Below are 20,389 nucleotides of genomic sequence, written 5' to 3'. Positions count from 1 at the left end.
GCCTAAGCCGCCGTCGCCTCCGGTTCGGCCGGTACTTCGGTACGCCGGTCCGGCCGCAACCGCAGGTAGAGCAGCGGGATCGGCGTGAGGATCAACCCCGACACCACCAGCGCAGTACGCAGGGAGGTCCGGCCCGCCAGCGCACCGAGAGGTGGTCCGCCGACCACCTGGCCGATGGCGTTCGACTGGGACACCATCGAGATCACCGTCGCGCGCGAGCGGGAATCGACGTTGCGGTTCAGCCAGGCGGACTCGACCGGGTAGGCGATGGTGCCGGCGACGGTGCCGATCCACATCGCCGCCAGCGCGAGCCAGAGGTGACCCGCCAGCGCGAACCCGATCACGCCGGCCAGTTGGATGCCGGACAGCAGAGCCAGCAGTCCGTTCGGGTGCAACGAGTTGACCCGCTCGGGCGACACCTTGTTGACCACCAGCGAGGCGGTCAGCGCGAGGAACGTGCCGATCAGCGAGAGCACCGCGAACCAGACCGCCGGGTCCGAAGTACCGAACAGGCTGGGGAAGCTGAAGTCGTTGAGGATCTTGACCGACCACAGCCGGTCGAACGCCTCGCTGGACAGCCCGGAGATCAGGCTGATCAGCACCAGCGTGCGGACCACCGGACGCCGGCGCGCGACCGCCAGCCCGTGCTTGAAGGTGTCGCCCATCTGCCGGAAGGTCTCGCGCTCGGCCTTCGGAGTCGGGTGGAAGTTCTCCTCTCGCATGAACACCGCCAGGCCGAGGGCCAGCAGCACCATGCCCACTCCCGACAGGATCATCGGCAGCGGCAGGCTGAGCAGACCGAGTGCGCCGGCCGAGATCGTGCCGGCGATCTTCGCGGTCAGGTTGACCTGCTGCTCGCGGACGAACACCCGGCCGACCCGGTCCTCGCCGACCTCATCGGTGATCCAGGCCTGGTCGGCGCCCGAGGTGAAGGTGTAGCCGATACCCCAGAGCACCTGGGCGGCCAGGATCGCGATGAAGGCCGGAACCAGCCCCTGCAGCAGGAAGCCGGCGCCGATCAGCGTGAAGCCGATGATGATCGACAACCGGCGGCTGTACAGGTCGGCCACGATCCCGGTCGGGACCTCGAAGAGGAAGCAGGCCACCTCCAGGGTGGTCCCGACCAGGACCATCTGGAGCGGGCTGAGGCCCACGTCCTTGACGTAGTAGACCATGCTGAGCGTGAAGGTCAGCGCGGACAGGAAAGACCAGACGCCGTTGAACGCGTAGTAGGTGCGGACCGGATCAGCGGCCCGATAGGCAGGAAAAGGCATCGTCGGGAGCTCCTGAAAGCATCACGTGTGCGGGCATGACGAGGCGCGACCGTTCGACTGGCGACGGTCAGGCGCCGGACGTGACGCACGACGGCACAGCTCAGGATGGCGCCGCTCCACGAGGTGGAGACGGGCGCCGGCCGGTGAGGGCGGTGGTGCGCTTTCAGGAGCGACGTTGCATGTGCGCGATGGTAAGGCAGACCCGCCGTTCTCCGCCTCCGAATTACCCGGTTGAGCAGCCCTCGCGGGGGTACCATCGGAACTAGCCCGGCCCGGCCGTTCCCCCGTGATGGTCGGGTCGGGTCTTTTCTGTCAGCGGGTGTGTAGAGATCCGCCCGCGAGCTTCGTCGTCTCAGTGAGGAATCCCCCTGAGCACGAAGGAGAACACCATGCTGCTCGACGGCAAAGTCGCGATCGTCCACGGAGGCGGTGGCGCGATGGGCGGCGCGGTCGCCCGGGCCTTCGCTCGCGAGGGCGCGACCGTGCACCTGGCCGGGCGGACGCTCGCCAAGCTCGAGAAGGTCGCTGCCGACATCGCCGAGGCCGGCGGTCGTGCCACCACGGCAGTCGTCGACGGGTACGACGCCGAGGCGGTCGAGGCGTACACGGCCTCGATGAAGGGGCCGATCGACGTCTGCTTCAACGGGGTCAGCGTCCGGGAGAAGCAGAACGTGCCGCTCGTCGACCTGTCGGTGGAGGACTCGTCCGGCCGGTCGAGGACGCGGCCCGGACCAACTTCGTCACCGCCACCTCGGCCGCGCGCCGGATGATCGCGCAGGGCGGGGGCGTGATCCTGATGTTGTCTGCTTCCTCGGCGCGGGAGTCCGGCTTCGAGATGGGCGGCTTCAGCCTCGCGTGCGCGTCGATCGAGTGCCTGACCCGCACGCTGGTCGGCGAGGTCGGCCGGTACGGCGTCCGCGTCGTCGCCCTCCGCCCGAACTTCACGCCGGAAACCCATCCGGAGTGGGTGAATCTCGACGGTGACAGCCTGAAGCCGCTGATCGACGGTACTGCGCTGGACCGCCTGCCCCGGCTCGCCGAGGTGGCCGGCACCGCCGCGTTCGTCGCCTCCGACCGCGCCGGCGCGATGACCGGCGCGGTGGTCAACCTCAGCTGCGGCGCGATCGTGGACTAGAAGGCCTTGCGATACCTGGGCTGCCGAACCGTGATCCGGTAGCCCAGGCTTTCGTAAAGCGCGACGCTCCCGGTCGGGTTGACCTCGGCAACGAAAGGCGCCGCTGGGTCAGGGGGTGAACCCGACGTCCGCTCGCACCTCGCCGGCCACCTACGGCCGCATCCGCAGCTCCACCGCCGAGGATCTCGCGTACGAGTCCGCAGTACTGCGCCATCTCACCGCGCGCGGCTGGTCCGTACCGACGCCGGTCGCCGGCCCGATCCGGTACGACGAACGCCTGTGGGCGGCGACTCGCCACGTCCCGGGTGCTCCGCACCAGAACGAGACGGCGGCGCAGATCGACGAGCGCGGGACTTTGCTCGCGACGCTGCACGCCGACCTCGCGGACCTCGACCTGGGCCGCGTTCGCGATGGCCGAGGCGAAGAAGTCCGTTGCCGAGAACAACCTTCTCGAGCTGCCGCAGACCATCGTGCACGGCGACTTCGCGACCTGGAACCTGCACTTGACCGACGGCCGCCGTACCGGCTCGTTCGACCTGCCCATGATCGAACGCCAGCTCGGCCTGACTGGAACCCCGAAACCCTAGAATCAGGGCATGCCTCTGCTCGTGGATCCGGCCTTGTCCAAGGGAACTCTGCACACACTCGGCCAGCCTCGGCTCGCGGCCGACAAGCTCGTACTGCGCCCGTGGCGGAGGAGCGACGCCGACGCGGTACGGACCGCGTTCGAGGATCCGGACATCCAGCGCTGGCACGTTCGCCGGCTGGACAGCCTCGACGAAGCGCAGGAGTGGACCGGGCAATGGAAGCAGCGCTGGGATGACGAGAGCGCGGCCAGTTGGGCAGTCGTGGACGAAGCGGACGAACCGCTGGGCCAGGTCGGCTTGCGCAATATCTCCCTGGCCGAGGGATCGGCCAGCCTGTCCTACTGGGTGACGCCGAGCGCCCGCGGCAGAGCCACCGCGGCGAGGGCTGTGGATACCTTGACCGCCTGGGCCTTCGGCGTGATCGGCTTCAACCGCCTGGACATCCACCACTCGACCGCCAACACCGCGTCCTGCCGCGTCGCCGAGCGCACCGGATACAGGCACGAGGGCACCCTGCGGCAGGCGATCAAGCACGCCGACGGCTGGCACGACTGGCACCTCCACGGCCGCCTCCGCACCGACGACCAAGCCCGACTGGACACCTAAGTCCGAGCAGTCGAACCGCCCAGCTCCAAGGTGCAGGGGAGGAGCTGGGGCGGTGGCATCAGCCCGGGATCCTCCAGCCGATCGATCAAGGCGTCGACCCCGAGCGCACCGAGCGTGGCGCCAGGCGACCGCATGATCGTCAGCGGCGGATCGGCGATCGCCGCCATGTCAGGCGAAGTGAACGACACGATCGACACGTCACCCGGTACTGCGACGCCGCGGCTCGCCAGCTCGGACAGCAACCCGAAGCCGGCGAACTCGTTCATCACCACCACCGCGGTGCTCCCCTCCAACCGCGGCACGAGCGAACGCCCACCCACCACACTCGCCTCGCACTCCAGCAGCAGCGGCCGCAGCCCCCGCTCTCCACACAGCCGCCGGTACGCCGCCACCGACCGCACCTTCGGCCCGTACTCCGGGAGCGCGTGGCCGGCGCTGACCAGCGCGATCTTCCGGTGGCCGAGTTCCTGCAGATGGTCGAGCGCGATCGCCATGCTCTGGTCGAAGTCGATGTCCACATGGATCAGCCCGGCCGGATCCGCAGTACGCCCGATCAGCGCGAACGGGGTGCCGGAGCCGGTCAGCGCTTCCACCCGGGCGTCCTCGAGCAGCACCTCCATCAGCACCACCCCGTCGACCAGACCCTGGCTGAGGAGCTCGCGGATCTCGTCGCCGTCGGTGTCCGCCGGCCAGAGCACCAGGTGGTATCCCCGCGCCCGGGCGGCTCGCGCCGCGCTGGTGACGAAGTCCGTCGTCGTACTCCCGAACCGCTGCTCCAGGGTCGGGTGGGCGAGAGCGAGGATCCGGGTCCGGCGCGACGCCAGGGCCCGGGCGAGCACGTTGCGGCGGTAGCCGAGCTCGGCCATCGCCGCTTCGACGCGATCCCGGGTCGCCGGGGTGACCGGCTTGGTCCCGTTCAGCACGAAGGAGACCGTCGCGATCGACACTCCCGCGCGCTCGGCGACATCCCGCACCGTGGCCACCCGCAGTACTCCCTAAGTCTTGACATGGGCGCCGCTCGCGCCGCTAGGCTCAGGTTAATCGCTTTACCGCCCAGCTCGACGCGATCGAACGGACATTCATGGCAGACACCCCGCGCGTTCTCGTCTGGGGCGAGAACCGGCACGAGCACCGCGACCAGCGGGTCGCCGAGCTGTACCCGGACGGCATGCACACCACGATCAAGGAAGGCATCGAGGAGAACCTCGGCGACCGGTTCACGGTCGGGACGACCACCCTGGACGAGCCTGAGCACGGGCTGACCGAGGAGGTGATCGCCAGCACCGACGTCCTGGTCTGGTGGGGTCACATGGCGCACGAGGAGGTGTCCGACGAGGTGGTCGAGCGGGTCCAGCGGCACGTGCTGGCCGGTCTCGGCCTGGTCGTGCTGCACTCCGGCCACTGGTCGAAGATCTTCCGTGCGCTGATGGGCACCAGTTGCACGCTGCGCTGGCGCAACGAGCGCGACCGCGAGCTGGTCTGGACCGTCGACCCGACCCATCCGATCACGCAGGGCGTCCCGCAGCCGATCGAGATCGAGGCCCAGGAGATGTACGGCGAGTTCTTCGACATCCCGGTGCCCGACGAACTCGTGTTCGTCAGCAACTTCAGCGGCGGCGAGGTGTTCCGCAGCGGCTGCACCTTCCGCCGCGGCCACGGCCGGATCTTCTACTTCTCGCCTGGGGACCAGGAGTACCCGGTCTACCACCACAACGACGTCCGCAAGGTGATCGCGAACGGGGTCGCCTGGGCGGTCACCGATCGGCCGGAGCGGAAGGCGCCGACGCTCGAGCGTCACGCGGTGGGGGACTTCGGTGTCTGAGCCACGGGGGAGGAAGCAGAGGAAGGCGGCCGCGCCGCTGCGGATCATCCTGGTCGGCGCCGGCGCGATGGGTCACACCTGGCTGCACACGCTCGGCCGGTCCCCGGACACCGAGGTCGTCGGCCTGGTCGACCTGGATCTGGAGCTCGCCCAGCGCGTCAGCGAGGAGGAACTCGCCGCGGTCGTCCCGGTCGCGAGGTCGCTCACCGAGCTGGTGGATCTCGTCGGCGCGGACGCGGTCGTCAACGTGACCGTGCCGGGCGCGCACAACCCGGTGAACGAGGAAGCCCTGCGCGCCGGCCTGCCGGTGCTCTGCGAGAAGCCGATCTCGCCGACGGTCGCGGAGGCCCAGCGGATCGCGGAGGTCGCGAAGGAGACCGGCAAGCTCCTGATGATCAGCCAGTCCCGGCGCTACCTCAACCAGTTCACCGCCCTGCGCGACGCGGTCGCCGAGCTCGGCCCGATCGCGTCCGTCTCCTGCGAGTTCGCCACAGCCCCGCACTTCGGTGGCTTCCGCGAGCAGATGCCGTACCCGCTGCTCGTCGACATGGCGATCCACCAGTTCGACTCCGCCCGCGCCCTGCTCGGCGAGGACCCGGTCTCTGTGTACTGCGAGTCGTACAACCCGGCCTGGAGCTGGTTCGCCGGCGATGCGGCGGCGACGGCGATCTTCGAGTTCCCGGGTGGCGCCAGGTTCGTGTTCAACGGGAGCTGGTGCAACTCCGGCCAGGAGACCTCGTGGAACAGCCGCTGGCGGGTGGCCGGTGAGCTCGGCACGGCGACCTGGGACGGCGACAACGCTCCGCTCGCGGGGGAACCGCCGCGGGAGGTTCCGGTCGACGACGATCCCGAACAGACGGATGGCTCGCTCGCGGAATTCGTCCGTTGCGTGCGAACTGGTGAGCCGTCCACGACCGCGGCGGACAGTAACGTGCAGAGCCTGGCGATGGTCGAGGCCGCGGTCCGATCCGCCACCGAGAAACGGCGCGTCACACTTGCCGAGGTGGTCGGTGACATCTCATCATCCACGTCTTGACACGATGAGCGCGGGGCAGTTGACTGCCATATAGTTCACAAAGGAAATAAACTCGGACAGCGGTCCGGGGTCGCGGCTCAGAGTGAGTCCGCCCGGCGCTGACGACCGCCCAGGTCCCGTGGTGTGCCACGGGATCTTGCGGCGTTGGTTGCCCTGGGCAAATGCGCGGATCCCTTTGTGGTGCAGGCCGGAAGGCCACTCGGTCAAGGTCCGATATCGACCGTGACGGTGCCTCTTCCGCCCGGCCCGGTTCTGTGTCATTCTCCCGGTGGAGCCGAGATCCTATCGGATATCGGTTTGGTTCCAGGATGTGACAACTCGTCACAGCATGTGCACGACACCTGACCGGGCGGTCGGGTGGGTGCGGATTTGTACCGAAGGGATGCAGGTGTGAGCGGAACGATCGAGGTGAAACCGGCGCCACCCGCGCCGGTGGTGAAGCAGGCGGCGGCGGCGACCACCCGGATCCGGCGGCCGAGCCGCTGGACCGAAGCCCGGCACAGCTTCCGCCGGCACTGGCAGCTCTACCTGCTGATCATCATCCCGCTCGCGTACTTCGTCATCTTCAAGTACATCCCGATCTCCAACGCGGTGATCGCGTTCAAGAACTACAGCCCGATCAAGGGCCCGTGGGGCAGCGACTGGGTCGGCTTCAAGAACTTCGAGCTCTTCTTCCAGAACCCGGTGTTCTGGACGCTGGTGAAGAACACCTTCCTGCTCGCCGCCTACACGGTGCTGGCCAGCTTCCCGATCCCGATCATTCTGGCGGTCGCGCTGAACGAGATCCGGCAGGGCTTCTTCAAGAAGACCGTCCAGCTGGTCACCTACGCGCCGTACTTCATCTCCACCGTGGTGGTCGTCTCGATGACGATCCTGGTGCTGTCGCCCCGGATCGGCTTCGTGGACGACGCGATCGGGTTGTTCGGCATCCCGTCGATCGACTTCCTGGGCGATCCGAACTACTTCCGCCATATCTATGTCTGGTCCGACGTCTGGCAGACCACCGGGTACTCCGCGGTCATCTACCTGGCCGCGCTGGCCGGCATCGACCCGGCGCTGCACGAGTCGGCCAAGATCGACGGAGCCAGCCGGATCCGCCGGATCATGCACGTGGACCTGCCCGGCATCATGCCGACCGCGGTGATCATCCTGGTGCTCGGCGTCGGCAACATCATGTCGATCGGGTTCGAGAAGGCCTTCCTGCTGCAGAACCCGCTGAACCTGGCGCAGTCCGAGATCATCGCCACCTACGTCTACAAGACCGGCCTGCTCAACGCAGACTTCAGCATGGCCACCGCGGTCGGCCTGTTCAACTCGGTGATCAACCTCTTCCTGCTCCTCGGCGTGAACTTCGCCGCCAAGCGGATCACCGGGAACGGACTGTGGTCATGACCGCGAGCTCGAGCTACCTGTCGGAGGAGAACCGATGAGCGTCACCCTGCAGCCGTTCAAGGCGCGGCTGAACAAGCCCGGGGCGCAGGTGGAGAAGACCACCATCGCCGAGACCCGGACCGACCGGATCTTCCTGATCGGCATCAAGATCATGCTGACCGTCGCGCTGATCGCGGTACTGATCCCGCTGATCTACGTGGTCGCCAACTCCTTCAGCAGCGCGAGCGCTGTCAGCGGCGGCCGGGTGTTCCTCTGGCCGGTCGAGCCGAGCCTGCGCGCGTACCGCGAGGCGCTCAGCGACCCGCAGATCCTGAAGGGCTACTACAACTCGCTGATCTACGCCGTCGGCGGGACGTTCATCAGTGTCACCCTGACGATCGCGATCGCCTACCCGCTCTCGCGCAAGACGTTCTTCGGCCGCAACGTGATCATGAGCGTGCTGCTGTTCACCATGCTGTTCTCCGGCGGCCTGATCCCGACGTACCTGGTGGTCCAGGACCTCGGCCTGCTGAACACCCGCTGGGCGATGGTGATCCCGAGCGCGATCGGCGTCTGGCAGGTGATCATCGCGCGCACCTTCTTCCGCAGCACGATCCCCGACGACCTCTACGAGGCCGCGGTGCTGGACGGGGCGAGCGACCTGCGCTTCCTCTGGTCGGTCGTGCTGCCGCTGTCCAAGCCGGTGATCGCCGTCATCGCGCTGATGTACGCGATCTTCCAGTGGAACACCTACTTCGACGCTCTGGTCTACCTGAAGGACCCGGGCCTGTATCCGCTCCAGATCGTGCTGCGGAACATCCTCATCCTGAACTCCACCACAGGATCCGCCTCCGACGTCGCCCAGCAGCTCGAACGGCAGCAGCTGGCGAACGTGCTCAAGTACGCGCTGATCGTCATCTCGAGTCTGCCCGTACTGCTCATCTACCCGTTCATCGCCCGTCACTTCACCAAGGGCGTCATGGTCGGCGCTGTCAAGGGTTAGTAAGTAAGTTCCAGAAGGGAAACAGGGAAAAATGCGCTCAACCAAGAGCAGGGTGGTGGCCGCCCTGGTGGCAGCCACCGCGCTGGCTGTCGCGGGCTGTAGCTCCGACAAGTCCGACGACGGTGCGACGAACGAGGTGAGTGCTGACGGCAAGGTGGTCATCGACACCTTCTCGCCACAGGGCCCGGACGACAAGCTGGACTCGAACGCTGTCACCAAGATCATGAGCGACAAGTTCAAGATCCAGTTCCGCTGGCAGACCACGACGTACGACGGTGGGCCGGCCAAGGAGAAGCGGCAGATCGCGCTGGCCAGCGGCGACTACCCGGACCTGTTCATGCTGATCCCGTGGGTCGACGGGTTCACCCAGGCCGAGGTGCTCAAGCTGGGGACCCAGGGCGTCGCCCTGCCGCTGGAGGACCTGATCAAGGACAACGCGCCGAACATCCAGAAGGCGCTGGACTCCAACAAGACCTTCAAGGAGATGTCGACCGCTCCGGACGGTCACATCTACGCCCTGCCGCAGTGGTCGGACTGCTTCCACTGCACCTACCCGGACAAGCTGTGGATCAACAGCACCTGGCTGAAGAAGCTCGGTCTGCAGATGCCGAAGACGACCGAGGAACTGCGCACCGTGCTGCAGGCCTTCAAGACGAAGGACCCGAACGGCAACGGCAAGGCCGACGAGATCCCGATGACCACCGACCCGCAGGACAGCAGCCTGATCGCGTACCTGATGAACGCGTTCACCTACGACCCGGTCGGCGCCAACAACGGGGTCCGCTCGCTGATCTCGCTGGACGGCGACAAGGTCGTCACCCCGGTGAGTAAGCCGGAGTTCAAGGAGGGCCTGAAGTACATCAACTCGCTCTTCAAGGAAGGCCTGATCGACCAGGCCGCGTTCACCCAGAACGCGCAGGCGCTGCAGGCCCAGGGCAACAACCCGAAGGCCGTCACGCTCGGCTCGGTGCCGGTGCTGTGGCCGGGCATCTTCGTCCAGCTCGGCTCCAAGGACGGCCGCGACAAGCAGTACGACGCGGTGCCGCCGCTGACCGGTCCCGAGGGCAAGAGCTACACCGGCTACAACTACCCGAGCTCGACCGGCTACACCTTCATGCTGACCAACAAGGCCAGCAAGGAGGCGCAGGTCGCCGCGGTCAAGATGCTCGACTACATCTACAGCGACGAGGGCCGCGAGGTCAGCCTGATGGGCCCGGAGGGCGAGGGCTGGCGCAAGCCGCAGGCAGGCGACATCGCGCTGGATGGTGAGCCGGGCTGGTACCGGTTCTCCGGTGACAAGGCGAAGAAGAACATCGCCTGGGACGCGATGGCGCAGTACAACATCACCCTGGCGTTCCGGAACGCGCAGGTCGTGCCGAAGGACATCTACAGCTCCGACGGTCTCGAGCGGCGGCTGTTCCAGGCGACCAAGCAGTACGAGGGTCACGAGGACAAGGCGCAGTGGTTCCCGGGGACCTCGGTCTGGCCGGATCCGAGCCTCGGCTCCGAGCTGGCCACGCTGCAGACGAACCTGAACAGCTACGTCTCGCAGAACCAGCTCGCCTTCATCACCGGCACGAAGAACATCGACACCGGTTGGGACGCCTTCGTCAAGGGTCTCGACTCGACCGGGATGAAGCGGTACCTGGAGATCCAGCAGCAGGCCTACGACAAGTACAAGTCCGGCAACAAGTAACCCGTCGGCCGTCCCCTCCGGCCGCACCCCCACCGGCCGCGCCGGGAGCCACCGTCCTGGCTCCTGGCGCGGCCGCCACTTGGTGAAGGAAGCTCCCGCATGTCGCACGAACTGTGGTTCCGTACGCCTGCCGCCGACTGGTTCGAGGCGCTTCCGGTGGGCAACGGCCACTTCGGCGCGAAGGTCTTCGGAAGGGTCGCCGACGAGCGGATCGCGCTCAACCTCGACGACGTCTGGTCCGGCGACGGTCCTCGCACCCTGGAGGTGTCGGACGGCCCGCAGGTACTGGCCGACGTCCGTCGCCTCTTGCTGGAGGAACGCGACCAGTTGGCCGCGACCGAGCGCACCCGCGCTCTGCAAGGACCTCTGGTCGAGTCCTACCAGCCGCTCGGCGACTTGCTGATCACCTCAACCGACACTGCGGAGAACTACCGTCGCAGCCTCGACCTGCGGACGGGCATCGTCTCGGTCGACTACACCAGCGGCGGCGTGCGCCACCACCGTGAGACCTATGTCTCGACGCCTGACCAGGTGATGGTGTGGACGCTGACCGCCGACGCCCCGGGAGCCGTCGACGTACGGGTCGCGCTCTCCAGTGAGCATCCCGTCGAGGCTTCGGTCGTTGACGGTACGACGGTGGCTGTGGCGGGCCACGCGCCCTCGGACCTGACCATCGAGTACCGGACCAGCCCGGACCCGATCCAGTACCGTGAGGGTCACGGCATCGGCTTCGGCGTCGTACTGCGAGCCTTCGCCACCGGGGGCATCGTCCAGACCTCAAGCGCCGGGATCACCATCGAGGAGGCGGACTCGCTCACCCTGGTGTTGTCGGCGGCAAGCACTTTCGCCGGCTGGTCCGCGAAGCCTGGCGAGGATCCGGCAACTGCCGTGGCCGACGCTGTCCGGCTGGTGGATGGGGTTGCCCTGGACAAGGTCCGGCAGCGTCATCTCGACGACCACACGACTCTCTACGACCGCGCCGAGCTGACTCTCGGGACGCCGGTCGACCTGCCGACCGACGAGCGGATCCGGGCAGTCGGTGCTGGAGGCAACGATCCGTATCTGGCCGCGCTGGTGTTCGGCTTCGGGCGGTACCTGCTGATGGCGTCCTCCCGGCCGGGCACCCAGGCGGCCAACCTGCAAGGGATCTGGAACCAGGACCGCCGCCCGGCATGGGCGAGCGACTGGACCAACAACATCAACACCCAGATGAACTACTGGCTCGCCGACGTCACCGGACTGCGCGAGTGCTTCGAACCGCTCGTCGGCCTGCTCGAAGGCCTGGCCGAGTCCGGCGCGGAGACGGCTCGCATCCTGTACGACGCGCCGGGCTGGGTGTCGCACCACAACTCGGACATCTGGCGAGCCAGCTGGCCCGTGGGCGAAGGTGATGACGACCCGGTCTGGGCGATGGCGGCGACGTGTGGGATCTGGCTGTCGGCGCATCTGATGGAGCACTACCGGTTCCATCCGGACCTGGAGTACTTGCGGGACAGGGCGTATCCGGTGCTCGCCGGCGCGACGGAGTTCGCGCTCGCGATGTTGGTGGAGGACCGGGACGGGCGACTGCAGTTCATCCCGTCCACTGCTCCCGAGCATCACTTCATCCTGCCCTCTGGTGCGAAGGCGTCGGTCGACCTGACCACGACGTACGACCTCTGGGTACTGCGTGAGCTGTTCGGGAACGTCGTCGAGGCCGAGGAGGCGCTCGGGTTGTCGACCGGCCTGGCGTCGCGGATCCGCGGTGCTGTCGGGAGGTTGCCGGAGATCCCGATCGCGACAGACGGGCGGCTGATGGAGTGGCCGACCGACTGGCAGCCCTCCGAGCCGGACCATCGCCACCAGTCCCACCTCTACGGCCTCTACCCGGGAGCGGAGATCGACCCGGTCCGTACTGCGGACTGGGCGGCCGCCGCGCGCGCGTCACTCGCAGTACGGACGTCGACGGGTGATCCGGGTGGGTGGACCAGCGCGTGGTGGATCGCGTTGTGGGCGCGGCTGGGGGAGTCGGAGAAGGCCGCGTGGGTGGTCCGCAACTACCTGAGCAACCTGGTGTCGGACAACCTGTTGCATCGCACCGGCGACATCTTCCAGATCGACGCCAACCTCGGCATGACCGGCGGCATGGCCGAACTCCTGATCCAGAGCCACACCGGCGTCATCCGCCTCCTCCCGGCGCTTCCCGCCGAGTGGCCGGACGGTTCGTACCACGGCCTTCGGGCTCGTGGCGGGCTCTCCTTCGACGTCACCTGGTCGGCCGGCAAACTCACCACCGCCACAGTCACCGCGGACCATCCGGGCACCTTCGCCGTCAGTGGCCCCAACGGTCAGGCGATCTCGGTCCGCCTGGAGGCGGGGGAGACGCGGGACCTGACGAGCGAACTCGACGGCTAGTGGGCTAGTTCGGCGAAGGGTAGGGGGCACTCCGGGGCCGTGGCGCAGTCGGCGAGGTCGTCGCAGCCGACGGCAAGCGCTGAGCGCAGCGTCTCGGCGATCACGGTCAGGTCGGCGATCCTCGCCTCCACGTCGGCGAGCTTGCTCGCGGCCTGCGCCTGCAGGCCGGGCTTGACAGACGTCCTGGCCGGGCGCCGGGCGCCGTGCTGGTGGCCGGCGGCGAGGAGGTCGGTGATCTCAGTGAGGGTGAAGCCGAGGCGCTGGGCGACCTTGATCACGCGGAGCCGGGTGACAGCCTCGGGCGGATACACCCGATGTCCGCCGAGGGTGCGGTCGGGAGCCGGCAGCAAGCCGCGGCGCTCGTAGTACCGGAGGGTCTGGAGGTTGACGCCGGCCGCGGCGGCCACCTGTCCGCTTCTCATGGCTCCCACGGTAAACCTGTACCGGGGTACGGAATGCGATACCGGTTAGGTATGCCTACCCAAAGTTGTTGTAATCTCAATCGTCGGTCTACGAGAGGGAAATGATTGTGATGGGATCGGCTCGCCGGCTGCTCGCGGGCACGGTGATGATGACCGTCCTGCTCGCCGGCTGCGGCAGCAACGACGACAAGTCCGCCGACACGGGAGTGGGTGACACCGAGGTGGCCACCGGCGGCCGGTTGTTCTCGACCGCGGACGAGGCGACCGCGAAGCTCGGGTCGGACGCCAGCCCGGGCGCGTTCCCGCGCACGGTGAAGCACGCCCTCGGCGAGACCAAGCTCGAGAAGAAGCCCGAGCGGATCGTGGTGCTCGACAGCGGCGAGCTCGACGGCGTGCTGGCGCTCGGCATCACCCCGGTCGGGATGGCCACCACCGCCGGGCAGAACGGCGTACCGAGCTACCTGACCGACAAGGCCAAGGACATCAAGACGGTCGGTGGGATCAGCGAGCTGAACCTCGAGGCGATCGCGGCGCTGAAGCCGGACCTGATCCTCGGCAGCAAGCTGCGCGCCAACGACCTGTACGACGAGCTGAGCGCGATCGCGCCGACGGTGATGAGCATCCGGCCCGGGTTCCCGTGGAAGGAGGACTTCCTGCTGCTGGCGGACTCCCTCGGCGAGGAGAACAAGGCGACCCAGCTGCTGAACGACTACCAGAAGCGCGCCGACGAGGTGAAGAGCAAGGTCACCGGGTCGCCGACGATCTCGCTGGTCCGGTTCCGCCCGGGCGAGATCCGGCTGTACGGCAACCTGTCCTTCATCGGCGTCATCCTCACCGACATCGGGCTGCCGCGGCCGAAGATCCAGGACGTGCAGGACCTGGCCGTCGAGGTCTCGCAGGAGAACATCGGCAAGGCGGACGGTGACTGGATCTTCTACTCCAGCTACGGCAAGCCGGACACGACCGCCGAGAACACCGTGGTCAACGGCAACCTGTGGAAGGCGCTGCCCGCGGTCAAGGCCGGCAAGGTCGCCCGGGTGAACGACGAGGTCTGGTTCCTCGGCCTCGGTCCGATCGGCGCGATGGCCACGCTGGACGACCTGGAGAAGCTCCTCGGCGCCAAGGGCTGATCGGCCCGGGACAGCTTTCACGAGTACTCCGGGCCGGTTGCCGGAAGTTCTCCGGCCCGGACGGTAACGCCGACACCCCGCGGGGGGATAGTCAGGCGTAGGACGATGTGAAACCAGGGAGGGTGCATCGTGGGGGCCAAGTTCGAGGTGTTCAAGGATGGGCGGGGCGAGTACCGGTTTCGGCTGAAGGCGCCGAACGGTCAGATCATCGCCAGCTCCGAGGGGTACAAGAGCAAGGACTCGGCGCTGAACGGCGTCGCCTCGGTGAAGAAGAACGCCGCCGACGCGATCGTCGACGACCAGAGCTGAGCGACGATCGGAGCTGAGGGGGATGAAACGCAGACGGTGTCACGGGGGCGCCGGCGGCGGGGTGGTGCTCGGGGGAGTGCGGGGGACCTGCCGGAGCGAGCGGCTCGGAGTCGGGCTCGTCAGGCGGGGCGCGGCCGGACCAGCAAGGTACTGCTGGCTGTCGCGACGAGATCTCCCGCACTGGTGGTGACGTTGCCTTCGGCAAATATCACCCGGTTGCCGCCCTTGATCACCTGACCGGTCGCGGTCAGCGGGCCGGTGTCGGCGAGCACCAGACGCAGGTAGTTCACCTTGATCTCGACCGACGTGTAGCCGACGCCGGCGGGGAGGGTGCTGTGCGCGGCGCAGCCGGTCGCGGTGTCGAGCACGGTGCAGACGAGTCCGCCGTGCACCATGCCGATCGGGTTGTAGTGCGCGTGTGACGGCCGGCACTCGAACACGACCTTGCCGGGCTCGACGTGCACCGGCCGGAACTGCATCAGGACGGCGATCGGTGGCGGCGGGATGGTCCCGTCCCGCATGCCTTCCAGGTATTCCAGCCCGGTCAACGTGGCCGCCTTCGCCAGCAACTGCTCCGGATCCACCCAGCTGAACACCTGCGCCGTCTCGCTGAACTCCGCCATGCCCGGACCCTATCCGACCTGCCCGACGCCGTACCGGTCAATGGAGACGGCTGTGGACGGGATCCTCACTTCGGACGCAGCGGTCGTTCCAACGGATGAAATCGGACGGCCGGCACGCCTGCGCCAGCGGACGGATGTCGGCCCAGACTTTGGTCCGGGGCCGCTGTCCGCAACAATCACTCCATGTCGGACCGCCAGACAGCCGTACGTAGCCGGAAGCCGAAGCCCGCGCGCACCACCGCGCGGCGTCAACGCCGCTCCGGCAAGTGGCGTCGCGGCTGGGTGATCGCCGTGCTGGCGATCCTGACGGCCCTGCCCCTGCTGTTCCATCGCTGGGTGCCGAACTCGGTCGGCAACCTCGGCAGCCTGCTGGACACCTTCCTGCCCTGGGTCGGCGTCGCGATCCCGGTCCTAGCCGTTGCCGCCCTGGTACGCCGGTCCGCCACGGCCGGGGTGGCTCTGCTGGTGCCGCTGGCCGTGTGGGGGCTGATGTTCGGGCATCTGCTTGTTCCGGGCAAGGGCGGCGGTGCCTATGACCTCCGCGTCCTGTCGCACAATGTGGACGCGGCGAACCCGGACCCGGAGAAGACCGCGCAGGACCTGATCGACGCCGACGCGGACGTGGTCGCGCTGGAGGAGATCACCCCGGCCGATCTGAAGATCTACAAGGCCCGGTTCGCCGCGACGTACCCGCACGTGGTTGCTCGCGGCACGGTGGCGTTGTGGTCGAAGTTCCCGGTCGAGGAGAGCGAGTCCGTCGACGTGGGGTTCGCCTGGACCAGGGCGCTGCGGGCCGAGGTGAGCACGCCGGAGGGCAAGGTCGCCGTCTACGTGGCGCATCTGGCCTCCGTCCGGGTCGGCGCCGGCGGCTTCACCTCGAACCAGCGCAACGACACGATCAAGCAACTGGGTCAGCAGATCGCCGCCGAGAAACTGGCCGGCGTCGTGGTGATGGGCGACTTCAACGGCACCGCGAACGACCGCAGCCTCGCCCCGCTCACTGCCGGCCTCCGCTCCGCCCAGGGCGCCGCCGGCCACGGCTTCGGCTTCACCTGGCCCGCCAAGTTCCCGATGGCCCGCATCGACCACATCATGGTCCGGGGCGTCACCCCCACCAAAGCGTGGGTCCTCCCCTCCACCGGCAGCGACCACCGCCCCGTAGTAGCCGAGATCCGCATCTGACCCAGCCCCACAGATTGGGTAAGGCAGGCGCCTGCCTCAGCAACGTTGCCGTCAGCAACCAGCTGGAACAGAGTCTGACGACGGTTGCATCCGGCGGACGTCACAACGCGACAGTTAAGGGCACGGCGGCCAGGCCCGGGGTGGACAGGAAACGCGGCGCGATTCAGCGCGATCGTGTCGGCCCGCAGTAGGAACTGCGGCCTCGGACACCAAGTCGGACCTCGGACACGAATAGCCTGTCCCAGGCCCCCACAGGTTGTCCCAGGTAGCCGCAACCACACCCTCCACTGGCTGCCGGCCGGCCGCTGGGGCGCCCGATGGCGTGTTGTCCGGCCGCTGTCGTCCTACACGCCGCCAGCGACCAGGAAACCTGCCAGCCGCGACCCGCCACTTCACGCCCGCCAGCCGCGCCCGCGCGCAAGTAGGCGGGTTGCCTGCCGCTGTTGTGACTTACCTGATGTACCGAGCGACAGGTAGTACTTGCTGCCGTGGCGGCTCGCGCAGGGCACGGCGCACCCCAGGCGTGGCGATTTGCCTGGTTCTACCTGTCGCTCGGTACTGGCCGCGCCCAAAACTAGCCAGCCGAGCCGGCTGAGGCAGGCGACCGAGGAGTCCCGGTCAACCAGTTGAGCCTGGGGCGGGATCGCGATGCTCGTCCTCGCCGCCCTCTTCATCCTCTGGGCCCGCCTCCGCCCGATTGTGGTGCCGGTGGAGACCGCAGCAGAACGGCACCAGCCAGGCGCTGGCCACCCGGACCGCGGAGAAGATCTTCGAGACGTACTTCGGGGGCGACCCGTGGGTGCGGACGGGGTCGCCGGTGGTGTCAACCGACCCGCGGATCAGCGTGCGGCTGGGGCAGCCCGGGCTCTGAACGTGTCCGTCTGACGAACATCGGCGTCCGGGTTGGTCCTGCCACCCGGGCGCCGCTCTTCCTAGGCTCGATGGTGTCCACTCGACCTGGAGGAAAACGATGACGATCACCAGTACGACGGAGTTGTCGGAACTGGCCGGGCACTACGCCGAGCACGGGTTCGTGCTGGTGAAAGGCCTGCTCAGCAAGGAGGAGGCGGCGTCGTACCGGGAGACGAGCCACCGCCTGCTGGCGCAGCTCAACCGCGACGACGACCCCACCTGGCAGTCCGCGATGGGGATGTCCGACGCGAAGACCCGGCTGCAGCACCTGCACGACGCGCAGTTCTACGACGCGGCCTTCTCCCGGTTGCTGGTGGACCCGCGGTTCACCGACGTGGCCGCCGCGGTGATGGGAGTGGAGAACGTCCAGCTGCACCACACGAAGCTGTTCGTGAAGCCGCCGGAGAACGGGTCGCCGTTCCCGCTGCACCAGGATTACCCGTTCTTCCCGCACCGGGACCACCGGGTCGGCGCGGCGATCTTCCACTTCGACGACGCCCCCGAGGAGAAGGGCTGCGTGCGGGTGATCCCGGGCAGCCACCTTGCCGGTCCGCGGGAGCACGACCCGGCCGGCTCGTACCACCTGCCCGACGTACCGTTCGACTCCGCCGTGCCGCAGCCGGCCGAGGCGGGTGACGTGCTGTTCTTCACCTACCTGACCGTGCACGGCTCGGGGGTGAACGTCAGCGACGAGCCCCGGACCACGTGGCTCGTGCAGTACCGCGACCCGGCCGACCCGCCCACGGTGAAGACCCACGACCACTCGCTCGGTCAGGGCATGATGCTGAGGGGAGTGGACCCGACCGGCAGGAGTGGCGCTTGAGCCTCACGTCCGTAGCGACAGCGGATCACTTCGTCGACCTCGCGGGACTGCTGGGGTCCTGCGAGGTCGACGGCTTCCACGCCGACTTCGTCAGCTGGGGGCACTACCGCCCGGAGTACTGGCGGAACTACTGGCACAACCACTCCTTCCACGAGGTCTGCCTGGCCTTCAGCGGCGAGGGCCGCTTCAACCTCGGTACGGCGCAGTACGACGTGGCCGCGGGTGATCTGTTCCTGGCCCGCCCGGGTGACGTCCACGAGATCGAGTCGAGCCGCTCGTCGCCGCTGGGGATCGCCTTCTGGGGATTCACCTTCAGACCGGTGTCGGGCGGCTCCGGCACCGGCTGGTGGTCGGGGTTGACCCGGCACGACGGGCCGGTGGTCTCCCGGCAGCTCCGGGGACTGCCGGGGCTGGTCGCTGCACTTGCTGCCGAGGCGGAGACTCCGCAGTCGGGGTACAGGTCGTCCATAACAGCACTCGGGTCCGCGCTTGTTCTGGACACGGCCCGGGCCTTCGCGCTGGCTGAGGACCTGCAGGTGGAACGCCTGGCCCGCGATCGAGGCTCGTACGTCGTCGAGGCGATGCAGCGGCATCTGCTGGACAACCTGTCCCGGCCGGTGGCGGTCCGGGAGGTGGCGTCGGCCGTCCACCTGTCCGAACGGCACGCCGAGCGGCTGTTCCGGCAGAAGACCGGCGCTTCACTGATGGCCACTCTGCGGCTGATGCGGCTCGACCTGGCAGCGCAGTTGCTGCTCGAGGGAAGCGCAACGGTGACCGAGGTCGCGCGGGCATGCGGCTACTCCGATGTCCGTCCGTTCAGCACAGCGTTCCGGAGTCGTCACGGTCAGTCGCCGACAGCTTTCCGGGCAGCCGGGGGTACCCGTCACCTCGCTTCCGAAGGATGACCCTCGCCTTGCGCGCGACCTCTGGACCGCCGGCCCGCGTGGTGTTGCAATCCGATTGCGCCGGAACCGTGATCCATCCCCTGGAGATGACATGAGTCGACTGACCCGCACGCTTGGCGTTGCCCTACTGGCTCTCGTGGTCGCTCTGTTGCCGGCGCTGCCGGCCAGCGCGATCACCGGCGGTGAACCGGACGGCAACCGGCACCCCAACGTCGGACTGATCCTCTTCTACTCACCGGATGGACGCTTCCGCTGCAGCGCGACGCTCGTCTCGCCGACGGTCGTGCTCACTGCGGCCCACTGCACCGACGGCACCCTCGGCAAGACCCTGGTGACCTTCCAATCGGTGATCGCCGAGCAACCACCGTCGCCCTTCCCGGTCGCGGCCAACCCGGCTGCCGGCTACACCCAGGCCGAGCTGGAGGCGGCCGGTTACCTGTCCGGCACCGCGTACACGCACCCGGCGTACTCGAACTTCACCGACCTGGACAACTGGAACGATGTCGGCGTGATCGTCCTGGACCGACCGCTGACGACCATCGCGCCCGCGCGGATCGCACCGGCGAACTACCTCGACGACTTCGCCCAGCCGACTCTGAACAAGACCATCTTCACCTCGGTCGGATACGGCACAGAGGTCCGGAAGCCCGACTCGGGCCCGCAGAAGCCGCAGCCGATGACGTACCCGCTGCTGCGCCGGTTCGCCGAGCAGCCGGGCCAGAAGCTGACCGACCAGATCCTGCAGGTGAACGGCAACATCAACGACAACCGCGGTACCGGCGGCACCTGCTTCGGTGACTCCGGCGGGCCGACGTTCCACGGCGGATACGTGGTGACCGTGACCAGCTACGGCTACACCGCCAACTGTCGCTACCTCGGCGGCCTGCAGCGGGTGGACATCCCGGTCGTGCAGAACTGGTTGGCGACGTTCGGCGTCACCTTCGGCTGAGGGCCCGGTCTCTGCTGAACTGCTCCTCACGGTGTCCGACCGCCGTGAGGAGCAGTTCTGTCCGTCCGCTCGCGTCCACCGCCGGACTGGCGGCACGTCGCCCCGGTAGAAACCCGGTCACGGTCAGCTGGCGGGATGCGCTAATCTGGTGATATGCGAGTGACCCTGCTCCTTATCTAGCCGTACTGGCAACCAGGCGCCTCTGCGCCG

At 67.9% G+C, this 20,389-nt stretch carries 20 protein-coding genes; 16 read left to right on the top strand and 4 right to left on the bottom strand.

The features are described from left to right. Positions 1 to 2 precede the first annotated feature (2 nt). The gene (locus EV648_RS26285) at positions 3 to 1,274 is read right to left on the bottom strand and encodes an MFS transporter (protein ID WP_132297153.1); all 1,272 of its coding nucleotides are present in this window, start codon (positions 1,272 to 1,274) and stop codon (positions 3 to 5) included. Between the two features lie 389 nt (positions 1,275 to 1,663). Here EV648_RS26285 and EV648_RS44805 point away from each other — a divergent pair, with 389 nt between their 5' ends. From EV648_RS44805 to EV648_RS26270, 4 genes are all read left to right on the top strand, one after another. Further along, positions 1,664 to 2,044, top strand: coding sequence for an SDR family NAD(P)-dependent oxidoreductase (locus EV648_RS44805; protein ID WP_199234829.1), 381 nt, complete (start codon positions 1,664 to 1,666; stop codon positions 2,042 to 2,044). A 26-nt stretch (positions 2,045 to 2,070) separates the two neighbouring features. Beyond that, the gene (locus EV648_RS44800; protein WP_255512875.1) at positions 2,071 to 2,409 is read left to right on the top strand and encodes an SDR family oxidoreductase; all 339 of its coding nucleotides are present in this window, start codon (positions 2,071 to 2,073) and stop codon (positions 2,407 to 2,409) included. A 410-nt stretch (positions 2,410 to 2,819) separates the two neighbouring features. Then, a complete protein-coding gene (locus tag EV648_RS44260) occupies positions 2,820 to 2,996 on the top strand; it encodes a hypothetical protein (protein WP_241995612.1) in 177 nt (58 codons plus the stop codon). A gap of 9 nt (positions 2,997 to 3,005) precedes the next feature. Further along, positions 3,006 to 3,602 carry a GNAT family N-acetyltransferase gene (locus EV648_RS26270; RefSeq protein WP_132297150.1) on the top strand — a complete coding sequence of 199 codons (597 nt, stop codon included), beginning with the start codon at positions 3,006 to 3,008 and terminating at the stop codon, positions 3,600 to 3,602. On the opposite strand, the gene EV648_RS26265 is transcribed toward EV648_RS26270, so the two are convergent. Next, a complete protein-coding gene (locus tag EV648_RS26265; protein WP_132297148.1) occupies positions 3,599 to 4,585 on the bottom strand; it encodes a LacI family DNA-binding transcriptional regulator in 987 nt (328 codons plus the stop codon). The genes EV648_RS26270 and EV648_RS26265 overlap by 4 nt on opposite strands. 98 nt (positions 4,586 to 4,683) lie before the next feature. Here EV648_RS26265 and EV648_RS26260 point away from each other — a divergent pair, with 98 nt between their 5' ends. From EV648_RS26260 to EV648_RS26235, 6 genes are all read left to right on the top strand, one after another. Beyond that, on the top strand, positions 4,684 to 5,424 hold the full coding sequence (locus EV648_RS26260) for a ThuA domain-containing protein (protein ID WP_132297145.1): 741 nt from the start codon (positions 4,684 to 4,686) through the stop codon (positions 5,422 to 5,424). Then, positions 5,417 to 6,460, top strand: coding sequence for a Gfo/Idh/MocA family protein (locus tag EV648_RS26255; RefSeq protein WP_241995611.1), 1,044 nt, complete (start codon positions 5,417 to 5,419; stop codon positions 6,458 to 6,460). The genes EV648_RS26260 and EV648_RS26255 overlap by 8 nt, the downstream gene beginning before the upstream one ends. Before the next feature lie 390 nt (positions 6,461 to 6,850). Beyond that, the gene (locus tag EV648_RS26250; RefSeq protein WP_199234827.1) at positions 6,851 to 7,852 is read left to right on the top strand and encodes a sugar ABC transporter permease; all 1,002 of its coding nucleotides are present in this window, start codon (positions 6,851 to 6,853) and stop codon (positions 7,850 to 7,852) included. A gap of 34 nt (positions 7,853 to 7,886) precedes the next feature. Next, the gene (locus tag EV648_RS26245) at positions 7,887 to 8,834 is read left to right on the top strand and encodes a carbohydrate ABC transporter permease (RefSeq protein WP_132297142.1); all 948 of its coding nucleotides are present in this window, start codon (positions 7,887 to 7,889) and stop codon (positions 8,832 to 8,834) included. Between the two features lie 31 nt (positions 8,835 to 8,865). After that, positions 8,866 to 10,530, top strand: coding sequence for an extracellular solute-binding protein (locus EV648_RS26240; RefSeq protein WP_132297139.1), 1,665 nt, complete (start codon positions 8,866 to 8,868; stop codon positions 10,528 to 10,530). Positions 10,531 to 10,629: 99 nt separating this feature from the next. After that, positions 10,630 to 12,924 (top strand): glycoside hydrolase N-terminal domain-containing protein, encoded by a 2,295-nt coding sequence (locus EV648_RS26235; protein WP_132297136.1) that lies wholly within the window; start codon positions 10,630 to 10,632, stop codon positions 12,922 to 12,924. Here the strand turns inward: EV648_RS26235 and EV648_RS26230 are convergent. Continuing rightward, positions 12,921 to 13,346, bottom strand: a complete 426-nt coding sequence (locus tag EV648_RS26230) for a MerR family transcriptional regulator (protein ID WP_132297133.1) — start codon at positions 13,344 to 13,346, stop codon at positions 12,921 to 12,923. The two genes, EV648_RS26235 and EV648_RS26230, sit on opposite strands and share 4 nt — an antisense overlap. Positions 13,347 to 13,447: 101 nt before the next feature. Between EV648_RS26230 and EV648_RS26225 the strand changes: the two genes are divergently transcribed. Beyond that, the gene (locus tag EV648_RS26225; protein ID WP_241995610.1) at positions 13,448 to 14,476 is read left to right on the top strand and encodes an ABC transporter substrate-binding protein; all 1,029 of its coding nucleotides are present in this window, start codon (positions 13,448 to 13,450) and stop codon (positions 14,474 to 14,476) included. Positions 14,477 to 14,605: 129 nt separating this feature from the next. After that, positions 14,606 to 14,785 (top strand): YegP family protein, encoded by a 180-nt coding sequence (locus EV648_RS26220; protein ID WP_132196896.1) that lies wholly within the window; start codon positions 14,606 to 14,608, stop codon positions 14,783 to 14,785. Between the two features lie 119 nt (positions 14,786 to 14,904). On the opposite strand, the gene EV648_RS26215 is transcribed toward EV648_RS26220, so the two are convergent. After that, on the bottom strand, positions 14,905 to 15,408 hold the full coding sequence (locus tag EV648_RS26215) for a PaaI family thioesterase (protein ID WP_132297130.1): 504 nt from the start codon (positions 15,406 to 15,408) through the stop codon (positions 14,905 to 14,907). A 183-nt stretch (positions 15,409 to 15,591) separates the two neighbouring features. Here EV648_RS26215 and EV648_RS26210 point away from each other — a divergent pair, with 183 nt between their 5' ends. The 4 genes from EV648_RS26210 (at position 15,592) to EV648_RS26195 (ending at position 20,179) form a co-directional block, all read left to right on the top strand. Continuing rightward, entirely contained in the window at positions 15,592 to 16,590 is a 999-nt protein-coding gene (locus tag EV648_RS26210) for an endonuclease/exonuclease/phosphatase family protein (protein ID WP_132297127.1), read from the top strand. A 970-nt stretch (positions 16,591 to 17,560) separates the two neighbouring features. Further along, positions 17,561 to 18,325 carry a phytanoyl-CoA dioxygenase family protein gene (locus EV648_RS26205; protein ID WP_132297124.1) on the top strand — a complete coding sequence of 255 codons (765 nt, stop codon included), beginning with the start codon at positions 17,561 to 17,563 and terminating at the stop codon, positions 18,323 to 18,325. Further along, positions 18,322 to 19,230, top strand: coding sequence for an AraC family transcriptional regulator (locus EV648_RS26200; protein WP_132297121.1), 909 nt, complete (start codon positions 18,322 to 18,324; stop codon positions 19,228 to 19,230). The genes EV648_RS26205 and EV648_RS26200 overlap by 4 nt, the downstream gene beginning before the upstream one ends. A 91-nt stretch (positions 19,231 to 19,321) precedes the next feature. Next, positions 19,322 to 20,179: a trypsin-like serine protease gene (locus EV648_RS26195; RefSeq protein ID WP_132297118.1), complete on the top strand. Its 858-nt coding sequence runs from the start codon at positions 19,322 to 19,324 to the stop codon at positions 20,177 to 20,179. Positions 20,180 to 20,389: the final 210 nt, after the last annotated feature.

It is taken from the genome of Kribbella sp. VKM Ac-2568, assembly GCF_004345365.1.
Taxonomy (GTDB): Bacteria; Actinomycetota; Actinomycetes; order Propionibacteriales; family Kribbellaceae; genus Kribbella; species Kribbella orskensis.
This window is presented reverse-complemented; position numbering and strand designations above follow the sequence as displayed.

Bases quoted from the DNA above. Each gene is read 5' to 3' on its own strand.
- EV648_RS26285 (WP_132297153.1), bottom strand. From the start codon at position 1,274: ATGCCTTTTCCTGCCTATCGGGCCGCTGATCCGGTCCGCACCTACTAC.
- EV648_RS44805 (WP_199234829.1), top strand. From the start codon at position 1,664: ATGCTGCTCGACGGCAAAGTCGCGATCGTCCACGGAGGCGGTGGCGCG.
- EV648_RS44800 (WP_255512875.1), top strand. From the start codon at position 2,071: ATGTTGTCTGCTTCCTCGGCGCGGGAGTCCGGCTTCGAGATGGGCGGC.
- EV648_RS44260 (WP_241995612.1), top strand. From the start codon at position 2,820: ATGGCCGAGGCGAAGAAGTCCGTTGCCGAGAACAACCTTCTCGAGCTG.
- EV648_RS26270 (WP_132297150.1), top strand. From the start codon at position 3,006: ATGCCTCTGCTCGTGGATCCGGCCTTGTCCAAGGGAACTCTGCACACA.
- EV648_RS26260 (WP_132297145.1), top strand. From the start codon at position 4,684: ATGGCAGACACCCCGCGCGTTCTCGTCTGGGGCGAGAACCGGCACGAG.
- EV648_RS26245 (WP_132297142.1), top strand. From the start codon at position 7,887: ATGAGCGTCACCCTGCAGCCGTTCAAGGCGCGGCTGAACAAGCCCGGG.
- EV648_RS26240 (WP_132297139.1), top strand. From the start codon at position 8,866: ATGCGCTCAACCAAGAGCAGGGTGGTGGCCGCCCTGGTGGCAGCCACC.
- EV648_RS26235 (WP_132297136.1), top strand. From the start codon at position 10,630: ATGTCGCACGAACTGTGGTTCCGTACGCCTGCCGCCGACTGGTTCGAG.
- EV648_RS26230 (WP_132297133.1), bottom strand. From the start codon at position 13,346: ATGAGAAGCGGACAGGTGGCCGCCGCGGCCGGCGTCAACCTCCAGACC.
- EV648_RS26225 (WP_241995610.1), top strand. From the start codon at position 13,448: ATGATTGTGATGGGATCGGCTCGCCGGCTGCTCGCGGGCACGGTGATG.
- EV648_RS26215 (WP_132297130.1), bottom strand. From the start codon at position 15,408: ATGGCGGAGTTCAGCGAGACGGCGCAGGTGTTCAGCTGGGTGGATCCG.
- EV648_RS26210 (WP_132297127.1), top strand. From the start codon at position 15,592: ATGTCGGACCGCCAGACAGCCGTACGTAGCCGGAAGCCGAAGCCCGCG.
- EV648_RS26205 (WP_132297124.1), top strand. From the start codon at position 17,561: ATGACGATCACCAGTACGACGGAGTTGTCGGAACTGGCCGGGCACTAC.
- EV648_RS26195 (WP_132297118.1), top strand. From the start codon at position 19,322: ATGAGTCGACTGACCCGCACGCTTGGCGTTGCCCTACTGGCTCTCGTG.